The sequence below is a fragment of the Streptomyces sp. NBC_01294 genome (genome assembly GCF_035917235.1).
In the GTDB taxonomy this organism is placed as follows: domain Bacteria; phylum Actinomycetota; class Actinomycetes; order Streptomycetales; family Streptomycetaceae; genus Streptomyces; species Streptomyces caledonius.
In genome coordinates this window covers 7,389,368-7,412,411 of the sequence record NZ_CP108423.1, presented here as the reverse complement: position 1 = coordinate 7,412,411, position 23,044 = coordinate 7,389,368, and the positions used below count along the sequence as shown (strand labels likewise).

The 23,044-nt window shown below is 72.1% G+C and carries 29 protein-coding genes; 18 read left to right on the top strand and 11 right to left on the bottom strand.

Annotated elements, in window-relative coordinates; translation table 11 throughout:
- Positions 1-214: 214 nt before the first annotated feature.
- Positions 215-559 (bottom strand): STAS domain-containing protein, encoded by a 345-nt coding sequence (locus OG534_RS33590; RefSeq protein ID WP_326593136.1) that lies wholly within the window; start codon positions 557-559, stop codon positions 215-217.
- A 210-nt stretch (positions 560-769) separates the two neighbouring features.
- Between OG534_RS33590 and OG534_RS33585 the strand changes: the two genes are divergently transcribed.
- The 6 genes from OG534_RS33585 to OG534_RS33560 all read left to right on the top strand — a co-directional run bounded on the left by OG534_RS33585 (position 770) and on the right by OG534_RS33560 (position 4,625).
- A complete protein-coding gene (locus OG534_RS33585; protein ID WP_442807187.1) occupies positions 770-1,696 on the top strand; it encodes a SigB/SigF/SigG family RNA polymerase sigma factor in 927 nt (308 codons plus the stop codon).
- Positions 1,697-1,704: 8 nt separating this feature from the next.
- Positions 1,705-2,157: an STAS domain-containing protein gene (locus OG534_RS33580; RefSeq protein WP_326593134.1), complete on the top strand. Its 453-nt coding sequence runs from the start codon at positions 1,705-1,707 to the stop codon at positions 2,155-2,157.
- On the top strand, positions 2,154-3,134 hold the full coding sequence (locus tag OG534_RS33575) for a sensor histidine kinase (protein ID WP_326593133.1): 981 nt from the start codon (positions 2,154-2,156) through the stop codon (positions 3,132-3,134). The genes OG534_RS33580 and OG534_RS33575 overlap by 4 nt, the downstream gene beginning before the upstream one ends.
- A gap of 68 nt (positions 3,135-3,202) precedes the next feature.
- Entirely contained in the window at positions 3,203-3,676 is a 474-nt protein-coding gene (locus OG534_RS33570; protein WP_442807186.1) for an ATP-binding protein, read from the top strand.
- A 123-nt stretch (positions 3,677-3,799) separates the two neighbouring features.
- Positions 3,800-3,922 (top strand): hypothetical protein, encoded by a 123-nt coding sequence (locus tag OG534_RS33565; RefSeq protein ID WP_326593132.1) that lies wholly within the window; start codon positions 3,800-3,802, stop codon positions 3,920-3,922.
- A 40-nt stretch (positions 3,923-3,962) separates the two neighbouring features.
- The gene (locus OG534_RS33560) at positions 3,963-4,625 is read left to right on the top strand and encodes a DUF4230 domain-containing protein (RefSeq protein ID WP_326593130.1); all 663 of its coding nucleotides are present in this window, start codon (positions 3,963-3,965) and stop codon (positions 4,623-4,625) included.
- A 27-nt stretch (positions 4,626-4,652) separates the two neighbouring features.
- Here OG534_RS33560 and OG534_RS33555 read toward each other — a convergent pair whose 3' ends face one another.
- A complete protein-coding gene (locus tag OG534_RS33555; RefSeq protein WP_326593128.1) occupies positions 4,653-5,720 on the bottom strand; it encodes a mechanosensitive ion channel family protein in 1,068 nt (355 codons plus the stop codon).
- A 249-nt stretch (positions 5,721-5,969) separates the two neighbouring features.
- On the opposite strand from OG534_RS33555, the gene OG534_RS33550 reads away from it, so the two are divergent.
- On the top strand, positions 5,970-6,419 hold the full coding sequence (locus tag OG534_RS33550) for an SRPBCC family protein (RefSeq protein WP_326593126.1): 450 nt from the start codon (positions 5,970-5,972) through the stop codon (positions 6,417-6,419).
- 76 nt (positions 6,420-6,495) lie between these two features.
- Here the strand turns inward: OG534_RS33550 and OG534_RS33545 are convergent, their stop codons facing one another.
- From OG534_RS33545 to OG534_RS33525, 5 genes are all read right to left on the bottom strand, one after another.
- Complete coding sequence (locus tag OG534_RS33545) at positions 6,496-7,062, bottom strand: VanZ family protein (RefSeq protein WP_326593124.1); 567 nt, start codon at positions 7,060-7,062, stop codon at positions 6,496-6,498.
- A 106-nt stretch (positions 7,063-7,168) separates the two neighbouring features.
- Positions 7,169-7,600, bottom strand: coding sequence for an ATP-binding protein (locus tag OG534_RS33540; protein WP_326593123.1), 432 nt, complete (start codon positions 7,598-7,600; stop codon positions 7,169-7,171).
- A gap of 263 nt (positions 7,601-7,863) precedes the next feature.
- Entirely contained in the window at positions 7,864-8,037 is a 174-nt protein-coding gene (locus OG534_RS33535) for a CsbD family protein (RefSeq protein ID WP_326593121.1), read from the bottom strand.
- Between the two features lie 99 nt (positions 8,038-8,136).
- A complete protein-coding gene (locus tag OG534_RS33530; protein ID WP_326593119.1) occupies positions 8,137-8,292 on the bottom strand; it encodes a DUF6131 family protein in 156 nt (51 codons plus the stop codon).
- A gap of 97 nt (positions 8,293-8,389) precedes the next feature.
- Positions 8,390-8,878, bottom strand: a complete 489-nt coding sequence (locus OG534_RS33525) for a flavin reductase family protein (protein WP_326593117.1) — start codon at positions 8,876-8,878, stop codon at positions 8,390-8,392.
- Positions 8,879-9,111: 233 nt separating this feature from the next.
- Here OG534_RS33525 and OG534_RS33520 point away from each other — a divergent pair, with 233 nt between their 5' ends.
- Both OG534_RS33520 and OG534_RS33515 read left to right on the top strand, forming a co-directional pair.
- Positions 9,112-9,564: an SRPBCC family protein gene (locus tag OG534_RS33520; protein ID WP_326593114.1), complete on the top strand. Its 453-nt coding sequence runs from the start codon at positions 9,112-9,114 to the stop codon at positions 9,562-9,564.
- Between the two features lie 272 nt (positions 9,565-9,836).
- Positions 9,837-10,070, top strand: a complete 234-nt coding sequence (locus tag OG534_RS33515; protein WP_326593112.1) for a DUF6479 family protein — start codon at positions 9,837-9,839, stop codon at positions 10,068-10,070.
- A gap of 41 nt (positions 10,071-10,111) precedes the next feature.
- Here OG534_RS33515 and OG534_RS33510 read toward each other — a convergent pair whose 3' ends face one another.
- On the bottom strand, positions 10,112-11,206 hold the full coding sequence (locus OG534_RS33510) for a carboxylate-amine ligase (RefSeq protein WP_326593994.1): 1,095 nt from the start codon (positions 11,204-11,206) through the stop codon (positions 10,112-10,114).
- A 314-nt stretch (positions 11,207-11,520) separates the two neighbouring features.
- Between OG534_RS33510 and OG534_RS33505 the strand changes: the two genes are divergently transcribed.
- The 4 genes from OG534_RS33505 to OG534_RS33490 all read left to right on the top strand — a co-directional run bounded on the left by OG534_RS33505 (position 11,521) and on the right by OG534_RS33490 (position 16,263).
- Positions 11,521-11,769: a hypothetical protein gene (locus tag OG534_RS33505; RefSeq protein WP_326593110.1), complete on the top strand. Its 249-nt coding sequence runs from the start codon at positions 11,521-11,523 to the stop codon at positions 11,767-11,769.
- Positions 11,766-14,126: a heavy metal translocating P-type ATPase gene (locus tag OG534_RS33500; RefSeq protein WP_326593108.1), complete on the top strand. Its 2,361-nt coding sequence runs from the start codon at positions 11,766-11,768 to the stop codon at positions 14,124-14,126. The genes OG534_RS33505 and OG534_RS33500 overlap by 4 nt, the downstream gene beginning before the upstream one ends.
- Positions 14,127-14,362: 236 nt before the next feature.
- Entirely contained in the window at positions 14,363-14,845 is a 483-nt protein-coding gene (locus tag OG534_RS33495) for a copper chaperone PCu(A)C (RefSeq protein ID WP_326593106.1), read from the top strand.
- 83 nt (positions 14,846-14,928) lie between these two features.
- A complete protein-coding gene (locus OG534_RS33490; protein WP_326593104.1) occupies positions 14,929-16,263 on the top strand; it encodes a hypothetical protein in 1,335 nt (444 codons plus the stop codon).
- Positions 16,264-16,300: 37 nt separating this feature from the next.
- On the opposite strand, the gene OG534_RS33485 is transcribed toward OG534_RS33490, so the two are convergent.
- A complete protein-coding gene (locus OG534_RS33485; RefSeq protein ID WP_326593102.1) occupies positions 16,301-17,362 on the bottom strand; it encodes a YihY/virulence factor BrkB family protein in 1,062 nt (353 codons plus the stop codon).
- 167 nt (positions 17,363-17,529) lie between these two features.
- Here OG534_RS33485 and OG534_RS33480 point away from each other — a divergent pair, with 167 nt between their 5' ends.
- On the top strand, positions 17,530-17,898 hold the full coding sequence (locus OG534_RS33480) for a PRC-barrel domain-containing protein (RefSeq protein WP_326593100.1): 369 nt from the start codon (positions 17,530-17,532) through the stop codon (positions 17,896-17,898).
- A 317-nt stretch (positions 17,899-18,215) separates the two neighbouring features.
- Here the strand turns inward: OG534_RS33480 and OG534_RS33475 are convergent, their stop codons facing one another.
- On the bottom strand, positions 18,216-18,638 hold the full coding sequence (locus OG534_RS33475) for an SsgA family sporulation/cell division regulator (protein ID WP_326593099.1): 423 nt from the start codon (positions 18,636-18,638) through the stop codon (positions 18,216-18,218).
- A 176-nt stretch (positions 18,639-18,814) separates the two neighbouring features.
- Positions 18,815-19,348 carry an SMI1/KNR4 family protein gene (locus OG534_RS33470; protein ID WP_326593097.1) on the bottom strand — a complete coding sequence of 178 codons (534 nt, stop codon included), beginning with the start codon at positions 19,346-19,348 and terminating at the stop codon, positions 18,815-18,817.
- A 224-nt stretch (positions 19,349-19,572) separates the two neighbouring features.
- Here OG534_RS33470 and OG534_RS33465 point away from each other — a divergent pair, with 224 nt between their 5' ends.
- The 4 genes from OG534_RS33465 (at position 19,573) to OG534_RS33450 (ending at position 22,953) form a co-directional block, all read left to right on the top strand.
- On the top strand, positions 19,573-20,709 hold the full coding sequence (locus OG534_RS33465; protein ID WP_326593095.1) for a PP2C family protein-serine/threonine phosphatase: 1,137 nt from the start codon (positions 19,573-19,575) through the stop codon (positions 20,707-20,709).
- 149 nt (positions 20,710-20,858) lie between these two features.
- A complete protein-coding gene (gene dhaK / locus OG534_RS33460) occupies positions 20,859-21,863 on the top strand; it encodes a dihydroxyacetone kinase subunit DhaK (RefSeq protein ID WP_326593093.1) in 1,005 nt (334 codons plus the stop codon).
- Positions 21,864-21,913: 50 nt separating this feature from the next.
- Positions 21,914-22,546, top strand: a complete 633-nt coding sequence (gene dhaL, locus OG534_RS33455; RefSeq protein ID WP_326593091.1) for a dihydroxyacetone kinase subunit DhaL — start codon at positions 21,914-21,916, stop codon at positions 22,544-22,546.
- The gene (locus OG534_RS33450) at positions 22,543-22,953 is read left to right on the top strand and encodes a PTS-dependent dihydroxyacetone kinase phosphotransferase subunit DhaM (protein WP_326593090.1); all 411 of its coding nucleotides are present in this window, start codon (positions 22,543-22,545) and stop codon (positions 22,951-22,953) included. Before dhaL ends, OG534_RS33450 begins: the two co-directional genes overlap by 4 nt.
- The last annotated feature ends 91 nt before the right edge of the window (positions 22,954-23,044 follow it).

Here is a 23,044-nt window from a genome sequence, read left to right as displayed (position 1 = left end):
ATACCAACCGCTCCGACACGCGGGACAGGCCGGTCCCTTGGCCTCGGGCCCCGCCGGAGCGACCGGCTCCGCCGGGATCCGTTCGCCGCGGAACCGGTCCGGTGAAGGCTAACGGGCCCGCGGGGACGACAAGACCCTTCCGGTACCGGGACGGTCGGGTACCGGACCGGGACGGTCACGGCCCGCAGGTGAGGGTCGTCACGCCGGCGCGAGTTCACGCCCCGAGGGCGTCCTCGACACTCGCGTGCAGGGAGAGGACCGTATCGGCACCGGTCACGGCGAAGAGCCGTCGCAACTGCTCGCCGGGGGCGGCGATGCGCAGCCCGGTGAGGTGGTGCAGCCGCAGGAGCAGGTTCAGGAAGGAGGAGTCACCGAAGGTGATGGAGCCGGCGTCCAGGACCACCAGCCGGTGCCGGTCCGCAGCGGAGGTGAGGGCCTCCTCCAGGGGGGCCAGCGTGTCCTGGTCGAGCTCCCCGCGGGCCGCCACCACCCAGCCGTCCGCGGCCGGGTAGCCCTCACCGACCACACCGTCCTGGTACGCGTCCCTTGCTCCGGTCATGTCCGCCTCCCCGGATCGCCACCTGTACGTTGTCCCCAGGGAGTATGCCTGCTCGAGCCACCGGAGCGGGCGTCTCCCGGCGCGGCGGAGCCGCTTCTGCGGCACGGCGCGACCCGAAGAAGAGACTGATCTCACGAAGGTGTGTAGAACCTCGAACCCGGGGCAGAAGCGCCCCGGCAGCCGTTAGTCAATCGGGAGGGAGCGGCCACCATGTCTCGCTCGGCCACCGCGACAGGCCCTATTCGTGCGATAGACCCGCAGGTCACTGTTCGTGACCGGGTTGCTGCGGGAGCGCCAACGCAGGACGCTGACCTGGTGCGGGTGGAGAACGCCCGTGAGATGGCACCCGCCGACGCACGCGAACTGTCCCGGGTCTTCTTCCGGAGACTGCGCACGCTGGAGGAGGGGACGCGCGAGTACCAGTACGCGCGCAACACCCTGATCGAGATGAACCTCTCCCTCGTGCAGTTCGCCGCGCGGCGCTTCCGTGCCCGCGTGCTCGGCGGCGGTCTCGACATGGACGACATCATCCAGGTGGGAACGATCGGCCTCATCAAGGCCATCGACCGCTACGAACCCGAGCGCGAAGTCGAGTTCTCCACGCTCGCACTCCCCTACATCACCGGCGAGATCAAGCGCTACTTCCGCGACACCACGTGGGCCGTGCACGTCCCGCGCCGCCTGCAGGAACTGCGTACGGAACTCGCCAAGGCCCAGGAGTCCCTGACCGACGTCCTCGGCAGGGCGCCGACGGTCAAGGAGGTCGCCCAGCACCTGGAACTGTCCGAGGACGAGGTCATCGACGGGCTGGTGGCCGCGAACGGCTACACCAGCGGTTCCCTCGACACCTCCGGCGCGGAGAGCGACGTACCGTCCACGACGAGCCGGACGACCCGGCCGCTGGCGGAGCGCGTCGGCGAGGTCGACCCCGCCATGGAACTCTTCGAGGAGTTCCACACGCTCGCGCCCCTGCTGGAACAGCTCGACGAACGCGACCGGCGCATCCTGCAGATGCGCTTCGGCCAGGAGAAGACCCAGGCCGAGATCGGTACGGAGCTGGGCATCTCCCAGATGCAGGTCTCGCGCCTCCTGTCCCGGACCCTGGCCCGGCTGCGCGCCGGCATGCTCACGGAGTAGGCCCGGGAATGACCTCCCTCCACCGGCACGACCGCTCCGCCTCCGTCCCGGGCGCCCCGGCGCGCCAGGACGACGCGGCGGGGGCGGACGCGGTCGCGCGGTGCGCGGACAGGCGGACGGGTGCGGGTACGGGCTCGGGCGCGGGCGCGGCGACCCCGCTGACCGCCCTGCCGTTGCAGGACCGCCCCGGCGCACGCCTGAGCGGCAGCTGCGACTTCGACACCCGGCAAGCCCTGTCCACCGCGCTCGGCGTCGTGACCGGGATCCCCGGTCCCGTGGTCCATCTCGATCTGTCCGCCGTGGCCTTTCTCGACACGGCCGCGGTCGCCGCGCTGGTGCAGGCGTCGGCCGCCCTGGGCGGCGAGGGGCGGCGTCTGCTGCTCCACGACCCGCCATACTCGCTGCGCAAGGTAGTGGAGATGTTCCCGGACGAATGCGCCGCGCTGGAGGTCGCAGCATGATCACTGTTCCTGCGCCCGCCGGGCCGGGGGCCTTCGTCCACCCCGCCCTCTTCTACCGGGACCTCCCCGAGTACCTGTCCGGTGTGGGCGGCTTCGTCCGTGCGGCCCTGTCGGCCGACGAACCGGTGCTCGTCGCCGTGCCGGGCCCGCACCTGGACGCCCTGCGCGAGACCCTCGGCGAGAGCACGGCGGAGATCGTCTGGACGGACATGACGGAGCTGGGCCGCAATCCCGGGCGCATTCTGGCCGCCCTGCAGGATTTCGCCGACCGGCACGCGGGCCGCGCCGCCCGGATCGTCGGCGAGCCGATCTGGCCGGGCCGTTCCGCCGCCGAGGTGCGGGAGGCCACCCGTCACGAGGCCCTCATCAACACGGCCTTCGCGGGCCGGCCGACCAGCATCCTGTGCCCGTACGACGTACGGGGGCTGGCGCCCGCGGTGGTGGCCGATGCCCGGCGCACCCACCCGACGCTCATCGAGCAGGGCCGGGACCTGCTGAGCCCGGCCTACACCGACGCCGCCACGGTCTCCGCGGACTGCGATCGCCCCCTGTCCGAACACGACGGCGAGGTGCTCCGGGTCGAGTACTCCCACGGAGGGCTGGCCGAGGTGCGCGAGTACGCCGAGGCCTGGGCGCGCGGAACGGCCCTGTCCCCGGCACGGCGCGGCGATCTCATCCTGGCCATCAGCGAGGCGGCGGCCAATTCCCTCTCCCACGGGGGCGGGAAGGGCACCCTGCGGCTGTGGACCACGGCGGGCACCGGGGCGGGCACGGGGGCGGGCACCGGGGCGGACGTCGTCGCCGAGATCCAGGACGGCGGCCTCCTGGCCGACCCCCTGGCGGGCCGTCGCCGTCCTTCCCTGGCGTCGCCCCACGGAGGCCGTGGTCTGTGGATGATCCACCAGCTCTGTGACCTGGTCGAGGTCCGCGCCGCGGACAGCGGGTTCACGCTGCGGCTCCACATGGCAACGCCCTGAGACCGGAGGCGCCTTACACTGTCCCGGGCAGAAGCCGAGAGCACAGACCAGTGTGAACGTGGGGGTGAATGACCACAGTGGAGACCATCGGTCCGGAAACGGGCGGTCCAATGAGCGCCGGCCTTCCCGCCGGAGGGCAGCGCCGTCGGCTCGCCCTGACGGGTGTGCGCGGCGCGGTGGGCAAGGGCCGCGACTTCACGCGCCAGGCCCTGCGGGACTGGGGCTGGGACGGGACCGAGACCGCCGAGGACACCCTGCTCCTCGTGTCCGAGCTGCTGACCAATGCCTCGCTGCACGCGGACGGCTGTCACGAACTCGTGCTCACGGCCGGGGAGGCCCTGCGCATCGAGGTGTCCGACGGCACGACGACGCTGCCCCGCCGCCACGCCTCCCCGCAGCGCGGCATCCCGGGCGGCCACGGCCTGTACATCGTGGAGCGTCTGTCCGATCGCTGGGGCGCGCACCCGCACGAACAGGGGAAGTCCGTCTGGGCCGAGGTCGACGCCTCCCGACTGGTGTCCGGCAGGCCCACCGGCCGGTAAGAGGTCCGGGCCGTGAGGTCCGCCGGGGCCGCCCCGCCCGACGAGTCCGCCCGGTCCCTCCGGCCCGCCCGCCGTCCCCGTGACGAGGGGCGTCAATCCGGCCGCCGCGGGCAGGAGCGCGTCATGACCTCACATCAGCTCACCTCGCTGTCCCTGACCCCGACACCGGGCCCTGCCTGGGTGCACCTGGTCGTCATCGCCTTCGCACTGCTCGTGCTCGTGCACACCCTCGCCCGGCACCGCTAGGAATCGTGCTGGAGCCGCCTGCACGGGGTATCCGCGACGTATGGAAACCTCTTCGGATCGGCCGGGCGGCTCGCGGCGCCCGTGGTGGGGACGGATCGTCGCCGGCGTGGCGGTGCTCGTGGTACTGATCGTGCTCGTGGAGCGCTTCAGTCTGGTTCCGGGATTCGGCGGCCTCTTCGGCGAGGAGACCCGGGACCGTTCCGGTCCCGCGCTCCTCAAGTCCATCCAGGACATGGCGCGTTACGAGGGCGCCGTCGGCAACTTCCAGGTGGTCGTGGACCTGGAGAAGGACGCGGCGCTGCTGCCGGACGCGATCCGTGGAACGCGCACCCTGTACGTGGGCTCCGGCACGGTCGGCGGCTACGTCGACCTGGGCGCACTGGACGAGCGGAACGTCACCGTGAACGGCGACCGCACCAAGGCCTCGATCCGGCTGCCCCACGCGGTACTGGGGACGGCCGCCCTCGACCCGCACCGCTCGTACGCGGTGTCGAAGCAGCGGGGCCTGCTGGACCGGCTCGGCGATCTGTTCTCCGACAACCCGGCCGGCGAGCAGGCCGTGCAGAAGCTCGCCGTGCAGCACATCGACGAGGCGGCCCGTGACAGCGGCCTCGCCGAGCGCGCCGAGAAGAACACCGCGTCGATGCTGGAGGGACTGCTGCGTTCCCTGGGCTTCCGCGAGGTGACGGTCGCGTACGGCTGAGTCGTACGCCACCGTCACCGCGTGCCGTCACCGGCCGCGCTCGGCCGCGGCGTCCCCCGCTCCCGGTGCCGGGCCCAGGAGGACGCGCGGCAGGGCGTCCGGGTGCTTCTCCACGAGCCAGGCGATCAGCCGTTCCCGTACGGCGCAGCGCACCGTCCACAGGTCGTCGGCGTCCTTGGCCGTGACGATGGCCCGCACCACGATGGTGGAGGGCGTCGCCTCGGTGACGGCGAGGTCCCAGCCGCGGCCGTCCCATTCCGGGCAGTCGTGCAGGATCTCGTGGACCTTGTCGCGGATGAGGTCCACGGGCGCGCCGTGATCGCAGTGGAGGAAGACGGTGCCGGTCATCTGGACGCCGCCGCGGGACCAGTTCTCGAAGGGGCGGGTGGTGAAGTACGAGACGGGCATGGTGATGCGGCGTTCGTCCCAGGTGCGTACGGCGAGGAAGGTGAGGGTGATGTCCTCGACCACCCCCCACTCGCCCGCGACCACGACCGTGTCGCCGATGCGCACCATGTCGCCGAAGGCGATCTGGAAGCCGGCGAAGAGGTTCCCGAGGGTGGACTGGGCCGCGACGCCGGCCACGATTCCGATGATTCCGGCGGAGGCGAGCATCGAGGTGCCGAGTGCGCGGAAGCTCGGGAAGGTGAGGAGCATCGCGGCGGCCGCGACGACGGCCACGACGACCGTGACGACCCGCATGATCAGCGTCACCTGGGTGCGGACCCGGCGCACCCGGGCCGGGTCGCGGGTGCCGGTGGCGTAGCGGGCGTACCCCGACTCGACGACGGCGGAGGCCACGGCCACGATCAGCCAGGCCCCCGCACCGATCAGGGCGAGCGAGAGGATCCGGCCCACGGCGGCCGCGTTGTCCTGCAGCGGCGGCCACGCGGTCTGCCGGTAGGCGCCCTTGAACAGTGCGGCGAGCAGCACGATCTGCAGGGCGCGGCGGCAGCGGCGCAGAAGGTTCCACAAGGGGGTCTCGGGGTGGCGTGCGTCGGCTCGGCGCAACAGCATGTCGACGGCCCAACCGGCCGCGAGGGTGAGCAGGATCGAGCCGCCCAGGACGGTCGGCAGGCGTAGAGCGCTGTTCATAACTCCCCAGTGGGTGGAGGCGGCATGGACTTTCCCGCGCCTGCCCTCTGGGAGGGAGCTGACACGACTCCCACCGACTCCCCTTTCGCCCCGGGCGATGCGGCACCATCCACCGACCCGCCACCCAGCCAACTCGGCTTTGTGTGGTGATGGTTCGCCGATGCGTTCCCCATCCAGGGCCGGTGCATGGGGCCTTCAGGGGCGGGTAGCCGCGCCTGGAGATGTCCGGACGCCACGGAAGGGGTACGCATGTCGCACGTCGAGGAGTATGTCGAGGTCAACGTCCCCATACGCACGGCCTACAACCAGTGGACGCAGTTCGAGGAGTTCCCGGCCTTCATGGAGGGGGTCGAAAGCATCGACCAGCGCACGACCACGCTCACCCACTGGGTGACGAACGTGAACGGTGTACGGCGCGAGTTCGACGCACGGATCACCGAGCAGCTCCCGGACCGGCGCGTCGCATGGATGACGGTCGACGGGGAGGCCCGCCAGGCCGGTCTCGTCACGTTCCAGCCGATCGACGCGACCACCACCAAGGTCGTCCTGCACATGAACTGGGTGCCGGACGGTCTGGCCGAGACGGCCGCCGACAAGCTCGGCTTCGTCAAGCGCCAGGTCGCGGGTGATCTGAAGCGGTTCAAGCTGTTCATCGAGTCGCGCGGCGTCGAGACGGGCGCCTGGCGCGGCGAGATCTGAGCGCGAGGGGCGCCGGCCCCGACCCGCCCCGCCCCGCCCCGGCTCGGTGAGCCGGGGCGGGGCGGGTCGGGGCAGCTCAGTTCGCCGCGCCGCGGCGGGTCCAGCGGTGCCACCAGTGGCTGCGGCGCGGGTGCACCGCCCGCCCCAGCCGCCGGCCGATCAGCAGGTATCCGAGCAGCGCTCCGGCCGTGTTGAGGATGACGTCGTCGATGTCGAAGACGCGTCCCGTGACGAGCGCGCCCTGGGTGAGCTCCACCAGCGTCATCAGGCAGACCATCACGGCGGCGACCCGCAGCAACCCCCGGGCCGTGGGCAGCAGAACGGGCAGGAGCACCCCGAACGGCAGGCCCAGCAGCACGTTTCCGCCCAGCTGGCGCACGGCCTCGGTCGTCGAGGGCCCGTTCAGGTAGGCGCTGATCGAATGGCCGGGCCGGACATTGCTGTGTACGAGCGCCGCAGAGGCGGTGGAAGGTTCGAGCGTCAGCCGGGCCAGGACCGCACTGAACAGGACGGTCCCGACGAAGGCGGCCACCACGGCCAGCGCCCGGACGGCCCGGTGCGCCGGACGGCGTTGCCTCCCGTTGGCCGGCAAGGCCGCTTCCTCCGGCTGCGCACCGCGCCACCACGCGTACTTCCCTGTCATGCGGGCGCGTCTACCCTGGGGACGGCCCGGTACGCAGGGACGGCCCGGCGTAGGCAAGGCCTCGACGGCGCGGGCGCAGGCGCGGGCAGGTGCACGCGCCCGGACCTCAGAGGCCGCGGGGCGGGGCCTGCGGGCCCCGGCGCCCGGTGGCCAGCCGGGAGGCCTCAATCTCCGCCCAGACGACCTTGCCGCTGCCGTGGGGGTACGAGCCCCACCGGTCGCACAGCCGCTGCACTATGTGCAGGCCGTGCCCGCCGGGGACACCCGGCCGGCCCGCGGCCGCCCGGGCGCGCGGCAGCACCGTCTCGCCGTCGATCACGTCGATGCGCAGGGCCTCACCGGCGGTCAGTACGAGCTCGTGGCAGCCACCCCCGTGCAGGGCGGCATTGGTCACCAGCTCGGACACGACGAGCAGGGCGTCCTCGGCGCTCTCGTGCCGGTCCCAGCCCCAGTCGCGCAGGGTCTGGCGGGTGAACTCGCGGCCCTTGCCGACCGCACCCCGGATGCTGTGCAGGGCGAGTCTGCGGCGCTGGCCCATCACCGGTGCTCCCGTATGCCGCGGAGGACCGCCGGTGGCTGCTCCCGTGATGCTCACTGTCGCCTCACCCCGACCGTTGACGCTTTCGTGTCCGGTGTTCGATGGGGACGGACGGCTCCGTGCCCGCGGCCGTCGTCCCTGTTCTCGCGTCTGCCCGCCCTGATCGCCCGGACACATGGACCGGTGAACGGGGTGGCCGTTCCCATGCCGAGGTCCCGCACCCCTCGTGGGTGCGGGACCTCAACGGGCAATGCTGCTACGCGTCAGTCCTTGAAGACATCCTTGATCTTCTCTTTGGCCTGGCGGGCGTCGCCCTTGGCCTTTTCCGCGCGGCCTTCGGCGGTCAGGCGTTCGTTGCCCACCGCGCGGCCGGCCGTCTCCTTGAGCTTTCCCTTGGCCTGCTCAGCCTTGGCCCGGCTCTTTTCCTTGTCCGACACAGCTGATCACTCCCTGGGGGAATAGAAGGCGTACGTCCTGCTCCTGACCGGGATTCCGAGTGTCAAACCCGATCACCCCGCAAGGCATTCAGGGACCGACTACCAGTAATGGCGCCGGCCGCCCACCGCGTGCCCGACGGAGCCCAGGACCCACAGCACCGCCCCGACCACGAGCAGGATGATCCCTATGGTCCACAGGATGGAGATTCCGGTCAGAAAGCCGATGAGCAGGAGGATGAGTCCGGCGAAAACCATGATGCCCTCGTTCTCACGTTGGGAATGCGGCGGAACGGTTGGATCCGCCGTGGCGCCTTGGATGCCGTCTACCCTCGAATACCGTCCTTATCAGCCGTCAGGCCGGGTGGCCGGGCTCCAAGTCCCGTACCTCCCGGTACCGGAGCAGCGCGGGCGACGTGTCCTCGGCCGGCGGGCACACTGCTGCGGGCGCCAGGAGGAAACCCACGTGGTCGCCGCCCTCGATGCGCCCTTCGATCCGGCCGGTGAACCAGGTCCGCACGTCGTTCAGCACCGGACTGCCCCCTTCTCCCGGCCTCCAGCCCACCCGTGCGAACTTGTCCACCCTGTCGCCCGTCTCCCCGCCGAAGAGCTCCGCCAGCGCGTGCTGGTCCCCGCGGAGCACGTGCACGGTCAGGTACTCGGCCTCGCGCGCGACCTGGTAGGTGTGGTTGGCGGTCGACAGCCAGACGGTGAACCTCGGCGGGTCGATGGAGCACTGCGAGGCGAACCCCACCAGGCAGCCCGCCCGCTCACCGCCTGAAGCGGCCGTGACCACGTAGACCGGGCCGTCGAGTACGTCGGTGAAGGGGTCCAGCTCCGTCACGGTGCCTCCTCGTGTTCGATGGAACTCAGCAGCCCATGTCCCCGCCGTCGGTCCGCGCCCCGCTGACGCCTGAGGTCGGCCGACCGGGAAGCGCCGCCCCTCGTCCGGCGGAGGTGGGATGCGCGGTGGGCGGGGTGCCCGCACCATGACCTTGACACCCCGTCGACGAACCGAGGACGAGCCACGACGCGGTGACCCCGCTCTCCGTCCGCCCCGGCAGGAGGACTCCCCTCATGGCTGTCCGTCATCAGCTGATCCATCGTCCCCCGCAGGCGGTCTGGGCGGTGCTGGCCGATCCGACCCGGTACGGGGAATGGGTGGTGGGGCCGTCCGAGTCCACGCCCCTCGACGCGGCCTGGCCGGAGGTCGGCTCCCGGCTGCGCTACACCGTGCGGATGGGGCCCTGGTCGACCGACGGGGTGACGACCGTACGCCACCGGGAGCGCGGCAAGGAGCTGGAACTGGAGGCCTCGTTCAAGGCCCTCGGCACCGCGAGGATCTTCCTCCAGCTCCGGCCGTGGGGCGAGGAGACCCTCGTCATCTGCGACGAGCACCCACTGCGCGGCATCGGCGCCACCCTCCACAACTCCGCGACCGAAACGCTTCTCCAGCTCCGGCACCGCGGCATGCTGGCCCGCCTGGCCCGGATCGTGGAGGAGGAGCACCAGGTGATCCGCCGCGCCTGACGCGGTGGCGATCGGATCCGTGTCGGCCCGGACCTGGGGCAGCCCCTGTCCACCCCCTTCCCGCCGGTCCGCTCCGGTCTCCGGCCTCCGACTGGCAGAGAAGCTCCGCGCCGCGGGTGGCCTGCGGCCGACCCGGAACCCGGCCCTGCCGGTGCGCCGCCTGGGCGACGAGCCGTTCGCCCTGTTCGGCCGGATGACCACGACGGCCTTGCGGGGCCGGACGGCCGAGGCGCGGGACGTGCAAGGTGGGCGATACCGGGTAGGCGCGGCGCATGATCGCATCAGCGCCCCTTGCGGCCACCGCTTCCTCGTCCCTCTTCTTGATCATCGCCGGCGTGATCGTGGCCGCGCTACTGATCGCCTCGTTCTGGTACGGCACCCGACGCGTTGCGCGGCGCCGGGACCCCGGGGCGCGGCCGGCCGAGCAGAGCCCGCAGGCGCAGGCCCGCCAGGACGCCTGGCAGACGCCCGACGACAGCGCTGACCCGCAGCACCCCCGCGCCTGACCTCTCGCTCGGGTCAAACCGCCCACGGCACCGCCCGGACCTCAGTCGGACGGTGCCGCCGCGTTGATCAGATCGAGCAGCCCCAGCAGGCCGCCCTCGGCCAGGGCGCGGCGCTGGCGGTCCGCCGGCGTGCCCTCCTGCAGGAGCCGGTGGACGAGGGCGCTCACCTGCCGGAGGTCCCCGGAGTCCTCCAGGGCCGGCGTGATGTGGCCGAGGAGTGAGCACAGCACGTCACCACTGCTGTGGGGGCGGCCCTGCACGTCCACCAGCGTGCTGTTCAATCCGTGCCGGGCGGCGTGCCAGTTTCCGGCCTGCAGCAGCTCCGGCGCGCACACGGCCGGCGGGAGGCCGGCCTTCTCCTCGGCGATGGCCGTGGTGACCAGCGCACGGACGATGCCCGCGAGCATGACGGCGTCGTCGGCTCGGAGCTGGACGTCCAGACACCGCACCTCGAGAGTGGGGTAGCTGTCGGACAGCCGTGCCTGCCAGTACGCCTGCTTCCTGTCGGCGATCACCCCGGAGGCCACCAGCGCCTCCAGGCGCTGCTCGTAGTCGGAGCCGCCGTCGAAGTACGGCGGGGATCCGCTCACGGGCCAGCGGCCGAACACGATGGTCCGCCAGCTCGCGAAGCCGGTGTCCCGCCCGTCCCACAGGGGCGAGTTGGCGGACATCGCCAGCAGCGTCGGCAGCCACACCCGGATCCGGTTCAACACCGCCACGCCCGTCCCCTGGTCGGGAACGGCAACGTGCACGTGCATCCCGCTGATCAAGTGCTCGTCGACGAGTTGCCGCGCCTCGCCTTCCATCTTCAGATAGCGCGGCGTCGGCGTCACGGGTACGATCCCGGCCCCCCGCAGCGGCGCGGCTCCGGTGGCGGCGATGCGGCAGCCGTTCTCCTCGGCGGCGGACGCGACCGCGTGGCGCAGGCGCAGGAGGTGACCGCCCACCTCCTCCAGGCTCGAGCACACGGGTGTGGCCACCTCGACCTGGGCCTGCAGCAGCTCGTCCTGGACCTCGTCGCGCTCCGCGAGCGGCCCGAGACCAGCGGTACGCCGCACGTCCTCCACGAGAGGGACGGGCAGAGCCGTTACCGGATCCAGGAGCAAATACTCTTCTTCGACGCCGACCGTGATCACGTTCTGCAACTACCCGGATCCACCATGATCCACTCCTGCGAAGCCCGGCGCGGCGGCGGGGCGGGCGGCGTCCTCGGAGTCGGAAACCGAAACCGGAACCGAAACCGGAACCGGAATCAGAGTCGGCCGGGGAACTCATCACGGGTGGTGCACGACTACCTCCCCGGCGGCTCCCCCGCGGACGGCCTTCACCTCCCCCTCCACCCGCCACACCAGGAGGCGTCCGACCGTCCGACGAGGGTCCGCCGACCGCCGACCGCCGCCCGCGGGCGGCGGTCGCCGTCCCACAGAGGTACCGCACACCTGGAGAACCGATGGCCGGACGACAATCCGAAAGCCGCACCGACGCCGCCTGGCCGCGTTGGGCACCGCCACCGGCCCTGGCCGGTTTCGTCGTGCTGCTCGCGACGATGTTCGCCCTCTCCTACGGAATCGGGTCGGCCGCCGGGCCGGTCGCCCCGGGCATGCACCCGAGCGGCACCGACGCGGGGCCCGGCTCCGGTACTCCGGGGGGCGGCGGCATGGGCGGCATGGGCGGCACGCACTCGGGGGGCGGACGATGACCGCGGACACCGCGGACACCGCGGGCACCACGGACACCGCGGGCACCACAGACGCCGCGGGCGTCGCCCTGGCGACGACCGATCTGATCGTCGGCGGCATGACCTGCGCGGCCTGCGTGAACCGGGTGGAGAAGCGGCTGGCCCGGCTCGACGGGGTGAGCGCGACGGTCAACCTCGCCACGGGGAGGGCGCGGGTGAGCCACCCGCCGGCCGTGTCCGCCCAGGACCTGGTCGCAGCGGTGGAACGCGCCGGTTACACCGCCGAGGTGCCCGCGCCGGCCACACCGCGCGAGGAGTCCCCGTCTGCGGGGCCGCTGCCGGCCGAGCCGTCGGCGGACGGCGAGCGCCGGGAGCGCGAGCGGCTTCTGATCACCGTTGCGCTGTGCCTCCCGGTCCTCGTGCTGTCGATGGCGCCCTCCCTGCAGTTCCGCAACTGGCAGTGGCTGTGCCTCACCCTGGCCGCCCCGGTCGTCGTGTGGAGTGCCTGGCCGTTCCACCTGCGGGCGGCGCGCGGGCTGCGGCACTCGGCCGCCACCATGGACACCCTCGTCTCCCTCGGGGTCCTCGCCTCCTTCTCCTGGTCCCTGTACGCGCTGTTCCTCGGCGGCGCCGGCGATCCCGACATGCGGATGCCGTTCACGTTCCTCCCGTCGGCAGGAGGGGAGGTCGCGCACGTCTACCTGGAAGCCGCCGTCGGAGTACCCCTCTTCGTCCTCGCAGGCCGCCATCTGGAGGGTCGGGCACGGCGCGGCACCGGGGCGGCCCTGCGCTCGCTGGCCGGACTCGCCGTCAAGGACGTGACCGTACGGGAGGAGGACGGCAGGGAGCGGCTGCTCCCCATCGAACAGCTGCGGGTGGGGCAGGAGTTCCTCGTGCGGCCCGGTGAACGGGTGGCCACCGACGGTGTGGTGGTCTCCGGCAGCTCCGCCCTGAACCTGTCGCTGGTCACCGGCGAGAGCGATCCCGTGGAAGTGGGCCCCGGCCGCAAGGTGGTCGGCGCCGCCGTCAACGCCGGTGGACTGCTGCTCGTACGGGCCACCGCGGTCGGCGCGGACACCCGCCTCGCCCGTATCACCCGGATGGTCACCGACGCCCAGGCCGGCAAGGCCCGGGCCCAGCGGCTGGCCGACCGCGTGGCGGGGGTCTTCGTCCCGGTGATCCTGGCCCTGGCGGTCACGGTGCTCGGCTTCTGGCTCGGTGCCGGGGCGGACCCCCAGGGGGCGGTGACCTCGGCGGTGGCGATCCTCGTCGTCGCCTGCCCGTGCGCCCTGGGGCTGGCCACCCCGACCGCGCTGCTGGCCGCGACCGGCCGGGGTGCGCAGCTGGGTGTGCTGGTCAGCGGTCCGCAGGCGCTGGAGGCACTGCGGCACGTCGACACCGTGGTCCTGGACAAGACGGGCACGCTCACCACCGGACACGTGAGCGTCGTCCACGTCACCGCGGTCGCCGGCGGCATCGGGCGCGAAGCGGTCCTCCGCCTGGCCGGGGCCGTGGAACAGGGCTCGGAGCACCCGCTGGGCCGCGCCCTCGCCGCGTACGCGCAGCGCGCGCAGCCCGGGCACACGCTGCCGCCGGTCACCGGCTTCCTGGCCACTGCCGGGTCGGGCGTCACAGGGGTCGTGGAGGGGCGGCGCGTCGACGTGCTCTCCGCCGACGACGGCCTGCCGAAGTCGTTGGTGCAGGCGCTGGCCGCGGCCGAGGCGTCCGCGCTCACGCCGGTCCTGGTCCGGGTCGACGGCTTCGACGAGGCCCTGATCGCCCTCGGGGACGTCCTGCGGCCCGGGAGCTACCGGGCCGTGGACCGGTTGCGCCGGCTGGGCGTGGAACCGGTGCTGGCCACGGGTGACCACCATGCGACGGCGCGTGTGGTGGCCGCCGAACTCGGCATCGCCGAGGTCCACGCCCGCTGCACTCCCGAGGGCAAGGCCGAACTGGTGACCCGCCTGAAGGAGGAGGGGCGCCGGGTCGCGGTCATCGGCGACGGCGTGAACGACGCCGCCGCCCTGGCCCGCGCCGATCTCGGCATCGCCATGGGCAGCGGCACGGACGTGGCGATCGGAGCCGCCGACGTGACGCTCGTGCGCGGTGACATCGAGGCGGTGGCCGACGCCGTCCGGCTGGCCCGCCGCACCCTGGGGACGATCCGCGCCAACCTCGTCTGGGCGTTCGGCTACAACGCGGTCACCGTGCCCCTGGCCGCGGTGGGCTGGCTCAACCCGATGGTCGCCGCCGCCGCGATGTCCGTCAGCTCACTGCTGGTGGTCGGCAACAGCCTGCGCCTGCGGGCCTGGCAGCCCTCACCGAAGCGCCCCGGCGGCTTCGGAGCCCGACCCGTCCGAAAGGGCTTTCAGCGATGACCGATTCCTGGACCGATCCCGCGACCGGTACCCCGACCGACGCCTGGCCGGATGTCCCGACCAAGGCCTGGCCCGATGCCCCAGCCTATGCCCCGACCAATGCCTGGCCCGATTCCCCAACCGATGCCTGGCCCGATGCCCCGGCTGATCCGCCGACGGCGTCCCCGTCCCCGTCCCCGTCCCCGGATGCCTCCCCCTCCCCCACGTGGTCCGGCAGCCGCCGACTGCCCGAGGGAGTGGTCGCCGTACTCGCACCGCTGACCGCCTGTCTCACGGCCCTGGTCGCGTTGACCGCGTGGACGACGGCGGGAGGCGCGGGCACTCCGGCCCGCATCGAGGTCGGCATCGGGCAGGTCTTCATGCCCTACGCCGACAAGCAGCGCACGGCGGCGTTCTTCCGCATCACGAACACCGGTGGCTCCGGGGACCAGTTGCTCTCCGTGACCTCCCCCGCCGCCGAGGGCGCCATGCTGAGCCGGCACGAGAGTGCCGGAGGGGCGGATTCCATGCGCATGGTCACCTCGGCGGAGATCCCGGCCGGTTCGGTGGTGCGGATGACCCCGAGCACGCTGGACGTGATGATGACGGTCAAGGGCCGCTGGCAGGTGGGCGACGCCGTGCCCTTCGTCCTGCACTTCCGCCACAGCGGGCCGGTCCAGACCGTGGCGTTCGTCGTGCGACCCGGGAGCGGTAAGGAGAGTCATTCGTCGCAGGGTTGACGGGACGCCGCCGGCTCGAAGCGTGACATGATCGGCTGCATGACCGAATTCTCTGCACGGAAGGGCGGCCACCGCCCCGTCCGATGAAGTGGCTGGACGAGGCCGTGGCCGCAGGCGACGCCACGACACCCGCCCACCCTTCCCGTATCGCGATCCTCGACGCGCTGCACGCCGACCGCACCGGACCCGTGGCCGTCCGGCTCCTTCAACTGACCCGGGCCGGCGACGCATTCGTCCGTCGTGAGGCCATGGACCTCCTGTCGCCTGCCTCGCACGGGAGCCCTTGGCCCGAGGCGGCTGAGGCAGCTGAGGCTCGGCTCACGGACCCCGACGAGGAGGCCCGGCGCCGGGCCGCACGGCTCGTCGTGTGGGCCGGAAGCCGCGATGTCGCGCTCAAGGCGCTCGGCGAAGTCACCGATCCTGTGGCGCGTACCACGCTCGCCACCTGGCTCGGCGGATCCGTGGCGCACCTGCAGGACGACCCCCTGGCGTCCGTCCGTTTCCTCGCCCACCTGGCCACCTTGAGGGCCGCCCCTCCGGAGCAGTGGCCGACGCTCGACAGGGCGTTGCTCAGCGAGGCCCCCGAGGCGGCGCGTCACCTGGACGGCGTCGGATGGCGCTGGGGGCGGGTCCTGTACGGGCTGCGGCGCGAGCATCACGTCTATGCCCTGGTGGCGCGGCTCCTCGGTGACCCCGCCACCCTGGACATCGGCGCCGGCTTGGCCCGGGAGGCGTGTCACGACTGGCGGGCGGCTCCGGTCGAACTCCTGCCCCTGCTCGTCCGTCACTGCGGACGGGGAATCAGCCCGGCCATGGCCGAAGCCCTCACCACGGCCTCCCTCTCGGAAGCGGCCATGCGGGCACACGGCGCTCTGCCGGCCACGGTCCCCTTCACCCCCTATCCCAAGCCCCGTCGGCCGTCGAGCAGCCTCCCGCCGACGCTGTCGTCGTCGTACGACCGCTTCACCGCCGCCGCGGTCCTTCGAGCGGAGCCCGTGGGCATCGGGCGCCTTCTCCGTGCCCCCGAGCTCTTCGGCGCTCTGCTGGACGCGGGCCCACTGACCTTCCGGCAGGCGGCCCAGCTGTACAACCTCACCTTCAAGCGCCCCGGCCGCATGCAGGCACTCTGCGCTCCCCTGTGGCTGCGGCACGCCGGCCCCACGGCCGTTCCCCGTCTCCTCGCCCTCATGACACCGCACCTCGGCAATTACGGAATAGGCGAGTACTACGCCGAGGGCCTCGCCCGCATGGGCCGGCACGCGAGGCCCGCGCTGCCGTCGCTCACGGCGCTGATCGACCGGCGTACCCGCCTACCGGTCAACGACGCCACACGGGACGGCGAGACGATGCTGGACGAGAGCCTGCTCGCAGCCGCGATCGAGGCCCGCCGCGCGATCCTCGCGGACACCGGTCCCTGACCTCGGCCCACGCCGCGAGCAGCTGCTCCCGCGCGGGTCACTGCTCCATGCTGCGGCGTTCCCGGTCGCTCCACGCGCGGGTGTCGCGAGGCCGGACGTAGGGCTCCTCGTCCTCGGGGAGCCCGCCGGCGATCGCCCGCCGGCGGACCAGTTCCGCGTCGAACTCGAGCCCGAGGAGGATGGCGAGGTTGGTGATCCACAGCCAGACCAAGAAGACGATCACGCCCGCGACCGTGCCGTACGTCTTGTTGTAGGAAGCGAAGTTCGCGACGTAGAACGCGAAGCCGCCCGAGGCGATCATCCAGATCAACAGGGCCAGGAGACTGCCCGGCGTCACCCACCTGAATCCGCGGCCCTTGGCGTTCGGCGCCGCCCAGTAGAGGAGCGCGATCATGATCGTGACGAGGAGCACCAGGACCGGCCATTTCGCGATCGACCACACCGTCAGGGCACTGTCGCCGACCCCCAGGGCCGTGCCCGCGCGTCGTGCCACGGCGCCGGTGAAGACCACGATCAGCGCGCCGGCACAGGCGAGGACCATCAGCGTGACGGTGAGCGCCAGGCGCAGCGGCAGCACCTTCCACACCGGGCGGCCCTCCGGTATGTCGTAGACGGCGTTCGCGGAGCGGATGAACGCGGCCACGTAGCCGGAGGCGGACCACAGCGCCACGACGAGACCGACGACCGCCATCAGCGAACCGACACCGCTGTGTCCCTGCAACTGCTCGACCGCGTCCCTGATCAGGGCCCGGGCGGATCCGGGAGTGAGCTGCTGCAGGTCGTCCAACAGGCGCGTGGTCGTCGACTCACCCGCCAGGCCCAGCAGGGACACGAGGACCAGGAGGGCGGGGAAGAGCGCAAGCACCCCGTAGTAGGTCAGGGCGGCGGCGCGATCGGCCAGCTCGTCGTCCTGGAACTCCTTGACCGTGCCGCGCAGTACCGCCCTCCAGGAACGTGCGGGCAGGTCCGAGGGCCGATCCGGCGCACGCTCCTCGACCCGCTCGTCCGGGCCCGCGACGGCGTTCGGCTCGGTGTCGGCACGCTCGGCACTCTCAGGCTCACGGTCGCTGCCATGGCCTCGGCTCGGTAGGGGTGTCATACCCAGGCGGCTGTCCACTCCCGCGCCACTCATGTCCCGGATCCGCATGCGATCCGGGTGTGTGAGGCGGTCGAGGCAGGGCAGGCGAGCGACGTACGGAACAAGGAGGATCGGCGGGGAATTCGATTCCCGGCCGTCCCCCATTGACCGGAGGAGTTGTTTTTCGCGTGACTGAGAATGTGTGGAGCTACCAGCCGACCGCAGGCCACCTGGCCGGTACGGACCTGACCGGTTACAAGGTCGAGGCGACCGACGGGAGCATCGGCAAGGTCGACAAGCACTCCGACGAGGTCGGTGACGCCTACCTGGTCGTGGACACCGGCGTATGGATCTTCGGCAAGGAGGTCCTGCTGCCGGCGAGCACGGTCGTCAAGGTCGACCCGGAGGAGCGGAAGATCTTCGTCGACCGCACCAAGGAACAGATCAAGGCCGCCCCCGAGTTCCACCGGGACAAGCACCTCGGTGACGCCGGCTACCGGGCAGAGCTGGGCACGTACTACGGCACCGGCGCCCCCTTCGGCGGCCGCCCCGCCTAAGCCGGCCATCCACGCAGCGTGACGCCGGTCCCGGCACCCGAACGGGTGCCGGGACCGGCGTCGTCCGCTTTGCGGGCGACCATGACCGAGAGGTGGGGTACGGAGGAGCCCGGGCCGCGCGATGGCGGGGGGATGCCACCGCGCGGCCCGGGTCCGCTCGGGAGTCCGCGCCGCTCACCGCCGCGGACTCCCGTGACGCGCTTATGGCCGGTCTCCGTCGACCCAAACGGTCGGCGCGCACCCTTTCTCGGCCCGGCCCGGACCGGGCCGGCAGCCGCGCCCGCGGGTCTGTGGGCAGGCGCGGCGGAGAAGGGGTCTCAGCGGGCCAGGAGCTCGTCGAGGAGCTTGTCGAGGTCGAGGAACTCCTCCCCCGCGCCCGTGACGGCGTACGTCTGCTCCAGAAAGCCGGTGAGCGCGCGGGCCTCCACGAAGAGGACGGCGTCGGCGCTTCCTTGCCCCTCGGCGCCGGGCCTTCGCAGAGCGACGCGGAGCTCGTCACCACCGGCCGCCCTGTGGGGGCTGAAGGCGACGTCCCCCTCGCCCACCGGGCGGTGGAGTCCCTCGGCGAGCATCTGCCGGTCGAAGTTCCAACGGGCCAGGACGGTGGGGCCGTCGAGGAACGCGGCCTGGACCACGTACGGGTCCTCGTCGTCGTACGAGACACGGGCGAGGAGCGGCACACGGCCGCCCGGTGCGTCGAGGCGGGCAACGAGCAGGGCGGACACGGACACACAGGACATCGACAGGCCTCCGGGATGGGCTGCACGGGGTTGCAGTCGTCTGCCCCGCTTCACCCTTGGCACGCAGGTCCGACCGCGGGAACCGTTCGGAGACCCGCCCGGCGCGACGCGGCGTCAGCAGTCGGACGCGATCGGCCCCGCGCCCTGACCGTTGGGGTCGGCAGAGCGCCGCATCGTCACACCGGACCGAGGCGGCTGAATTGATGGGTGGCCAGGGGAAACTGTGACCAGAGGATGTTCGACTGCAGCTCTCCGGTGAGGGCGGACGCGAGGAATTGCGTGCACGACATGGAGTAATGTTCCCATCGGGGGCCCCTCGCCTCGTTCACCATGACGGTCCATTCGTTCGGCTCAACGCCCGGAAGAACGAGCCAGTACAGGCATTCTCCGTTGTCCGTGGTCGCCCACGGGATGACCACGGATCCCTCGGTCTCCAGTTCTGCCGGCTTCTTCTCGACTTCCCACAAGCCTTCCAGGTCTTCGAACTGGTACTTGGCCCACTTGAGGAGGTCGTAGTGCTTGTTGGGGCAGTCGGGTTCCAGGACATAGAGGTAGTCGTCCCAGTCACTTCCTCCATAGACGCCGATGAGCTCCTTGTAGTCGTCGGGAAGCTTGACCGCGAGGGTACGTTCGACTTCGCCCCAATCCTTGTGGCGGGGCCGGCTCGGCGCCGGGGCGATTTCGAGAAGACGGGTAAGGGCGTTGGTCACGGCGTGGTCCTGTTCCTCAGGGGGTCGGCCCGGCGATACTGCCCCAACGGATGGACACCGGGCCTGACCTGCGCATGCCATCTCGGCACGGGCTGCAGCGACCCTAACCGGAGCCCCCTCGGTGTCCCACCCACTGGTGCGACTCGACGCAGGGCGACCGCAGACAACGGGGCCCGGCTGCGTCGTTTCCGCCTTGGACGGACACCTCCTCATATAGTGCCTGAATGTCTCGCAGCATCGGGTCGGGCTGGCGTGCACCGTCTTCGCGTCGGGGATGGCTGTGGTGGCTGCCCCTTGTCGCGGTCAGTGCAGACCTGCTCGCGGCGTGGGCCCTGAACGGGCGGGAGCCGGTGAGTTTCCTCCTGACGGGTGTTCCGCCGCTGGTCGCCGTGACGCGCGGACCGCGCATCACCGCTCTGTCCGCCGTTGTCTGTGTGGGGCTTCAGGTGTTCATGGCGTCCCTGCGGCCGGGGCACGTCGGTGAGCAGCACCACGTGGCGCTGTACGGCGCCTCCGTGCTCATCGGCATCGTCAGCACCATGCTCGCCTCACAACGCGAACGTGCCGACCGGAATCTGGTGCGTGCGGACTCGGTCGCCGAGGCTGTGCAGCGGACCATGCTGAGGCCGGTGCCGCAGCGCATCGGGCTGGTGGCCGCCGCCGCGTTCTACTCGGCGGGCGAAGGAGGCACGCTCGTGGGCGGTGACCTGTACGACGTGTACGCCACCCCGTTCGGGGTCCGGGCCGTCATCGGCGACGTGCGGGGAAAGGGTCTGGGCGCGGTACAGACCGTGGCGGCGGTACTGGGGAGTTTCCGCGTCTCGGCCCACGAGTGGCAGGACCTCGGCTCGCTCGCCGACCGCCTGGAGCTCAGCATGGCCCGCAACGGGCCAACCGTCGGCGGGAACGGCGAGACGGACGCCGAACTGTTCGTCACCGCCCTGGTCATGCAGATCCCACCGGACAGCTGCGAGGTGCACATCGTCGACCGCGGTCACCCCTCGCCCATCGTCGTGGGCTCCCACGGGGCGTACCGGCTCGAGACCTCACCCGATCTGCCGCTGGGCCTTGGAGCGCTGGCCGGCGCATCCGCCGTGACCACCGTGCATCCACTGCGCGTGGGCCAGGTGCTCCTCGCCTACACCGACGGGTTCAGCGAGGCCCGCAACGAGCATGGCGTGTTCTACCCGATCCTCGAACGCCTCGCAGAACGCTTCCGCGACGCCCCCTCACCCCACCCGGAAGCCGTCGTGTCCTTCGTCCGGCAGGATGTCACCCGCTGGGCCGCCACTTCGGAGGACGACGACCAGGCTCTCCTGGCCCTCAGCATCGGCCGGCCCCAGGCGACGGCGTCGCGGTGAACTGCACCGTTTCGGCTCACCGGCCGAACCCGGCGCCGCGATCCGCGAAAGGCGCCGCGGACCACCAAGGTCAATATCGCGATCTGAGCGATCTGACCTGCAAAAACACTGCTCAGAGAGTCGCCCGTCAATCTCACCGGGAGATACGCATGAGGATGCTGATCAACAGTCCGCAGACCGTGGTGGCCGACGCCCTGCGCGGGATGGCGGCCGCTCATCCCGAGCTGGACGTCGACGTGGAGCGGCGGGTCGTCGTACGGCGGGACGTGCGGGACAGCGGACGGGTCGGGGTGGTGTCCGGGGGCGGGTCCGGGCACGAGCCGCTGCACGCCGGGTTCGTGGGGTACGGGATGCTGTCGGCGGCGTGTCCCGGTGAGGTGTTCACCTCACCGGTGCCCGACCAGATGGTGCGGGCGGCGGGGGCCGTGGACTCCGGTCAAGGGGTGCTGTTCGTCGTCAAGAACTACACCGGCGACGTCCTGAACTTCGAGATGGCCGCCGAGCTCGCCGAGGAGGACGGCCTGCGGGTCGAGCGCGTGCTGGTCGACGACGACGTCGCGGTGACCGACAGCCTGTTCACCGCCGGGCGGCGCGGCACCGGGGCCACCCTCTTCGTCGAGAAGATCGCCGGGGCGGCCGCCGAGGAGGGGGCGCCGCTGGAGCAGGTCGCTGCGCTCGCCCGGCAGGTCGACGCGTCCTCGCGGAGCTTCGGGGTGGCGTTGAGCGCCTGCACCACTCCCGCGAAGGGCAGCCCGACCTTCGACCTCCCGGACGGGGAGCTGGAGTTGGGCATCGGGATCCACGGCGAACCGGGCCGGGAGCGGCGCGCGATGATGTCGGCGCGGGAGATCGCGGAGGTCGCGGTGGGCGCCGTACTGGAGGAGCTGGCCGAGGTCGGTCCGGCCGACGGGCCGGTGCTGGCGCTGGTCAACGGGATGGGGGCGACCCCGCTGCTGGAGCTGTACGGGTTCCACGCGGAGGTGGCGCGGGTGCTGGCCGCGCGCGGTGTGCCGGTGGCGCGGGCGCTGGTCGGAAACTACGTCACGTCGCTGGACATGGCGGGGTGTTCGGTGACGTTGTGCCGGGCCGACGAGGAGGTGCTGCGGCTGTGGGACGCGCCCGTGCAGACGGCGGCGCTGCGTTGGGGCCGCTGAACGTAGGGTGTCGGTGGGACCGGCCGGACGGGGCGAGGCGAGGAGATCCGATGCGTGACGCAGACTTCTTCCGGCGCTGGATGACGGCCGCGGCGGCCGCGGTGGAGCGCGAGGCGGACCGACTGACCGAGCTCGACTCCCCCATCGGGGACGCCGACCACGGGAGCAACCTGCTACGGGGATTCACGGCGGTGCGCGCGGCCCTGGAGGAGCAGGCCCCGGCGGCGCCGGGCGAGGTGCTTCAGCTGGCGGGAAGGACTCTGATCTCGACGGTGGGCGGCGCCTCCGGACCGCTGTACGGGACGCTGCTGCGGCGCACCGGCAAGTCCCTCGGCGAGGCCGCCGAGGTCTCCGACGCGGAGCTGCGCGAAGCCCTGCTCGCGGGGGTGGACGCGGTGGCGCAACTGGGCGGGGCGGCGCCGGGTGACAAGACGATGCTGGACGCGCTGGTGCCGGGGGTGGCCACGCTGAGTACGTCGTACCGGGCGGCCGGGGACGCGGCGGAGAACGGGGCGCTGGCGACGGTGCCGATGCAGGCGCGCAAGGGGCGGGCCAGCTACCTGGGCGAGCGGAGCATCGGGCACCAGGATCCGGGCGCGACCTCGTCGGCGCTGTTGCTGGGGGCCCTGGCCGACGTGGCCGGCGCGGCGGACGGCACCGACGCGACGGACGGGGTGCGATGACGGACGGCGGCGGCCTGGTCGGCATCGTGCTGGTCTCGCACAGCGCGGCGGTGGCCGAGTCGGTGGCGGAACTGGCCCGCGGCCTGGCGGCGGGCGGCCCCGTGGCCCCGGTGGCCGCGGCGGGCGGAACGGCCGTCGGCGGGCTCGGCACGAGCGCGGAGCGGATCGTCGCGGCCGCGCGGGAGGTGGACCAGGGCGCCGGGATCGCCCTGCTGGCGGACCTGGGCAGCTCGGTCCTGACGGTGAAGAGCCTGCTGCTGGAGGACGAACTACCGGCGGGCTCCCGCCTGGTGGACGCGCCGTTCCTGGAGGGCGCGGTGGCGGCAGTGGTCTCCGCCTCCGCGGGCGCCCCTCTGGCAACGGTCGAATCAACCGCCGCGGACGCCTACACGTACCGCAAGTCCTGACCGAGCGCGGCGCCCGGGTACCAGACCAGACCGGGCCGGGCCGGGCCGGGCCGGGCCGACGAGGAACGGGGGTCGCCGGCGTTCCGTACCC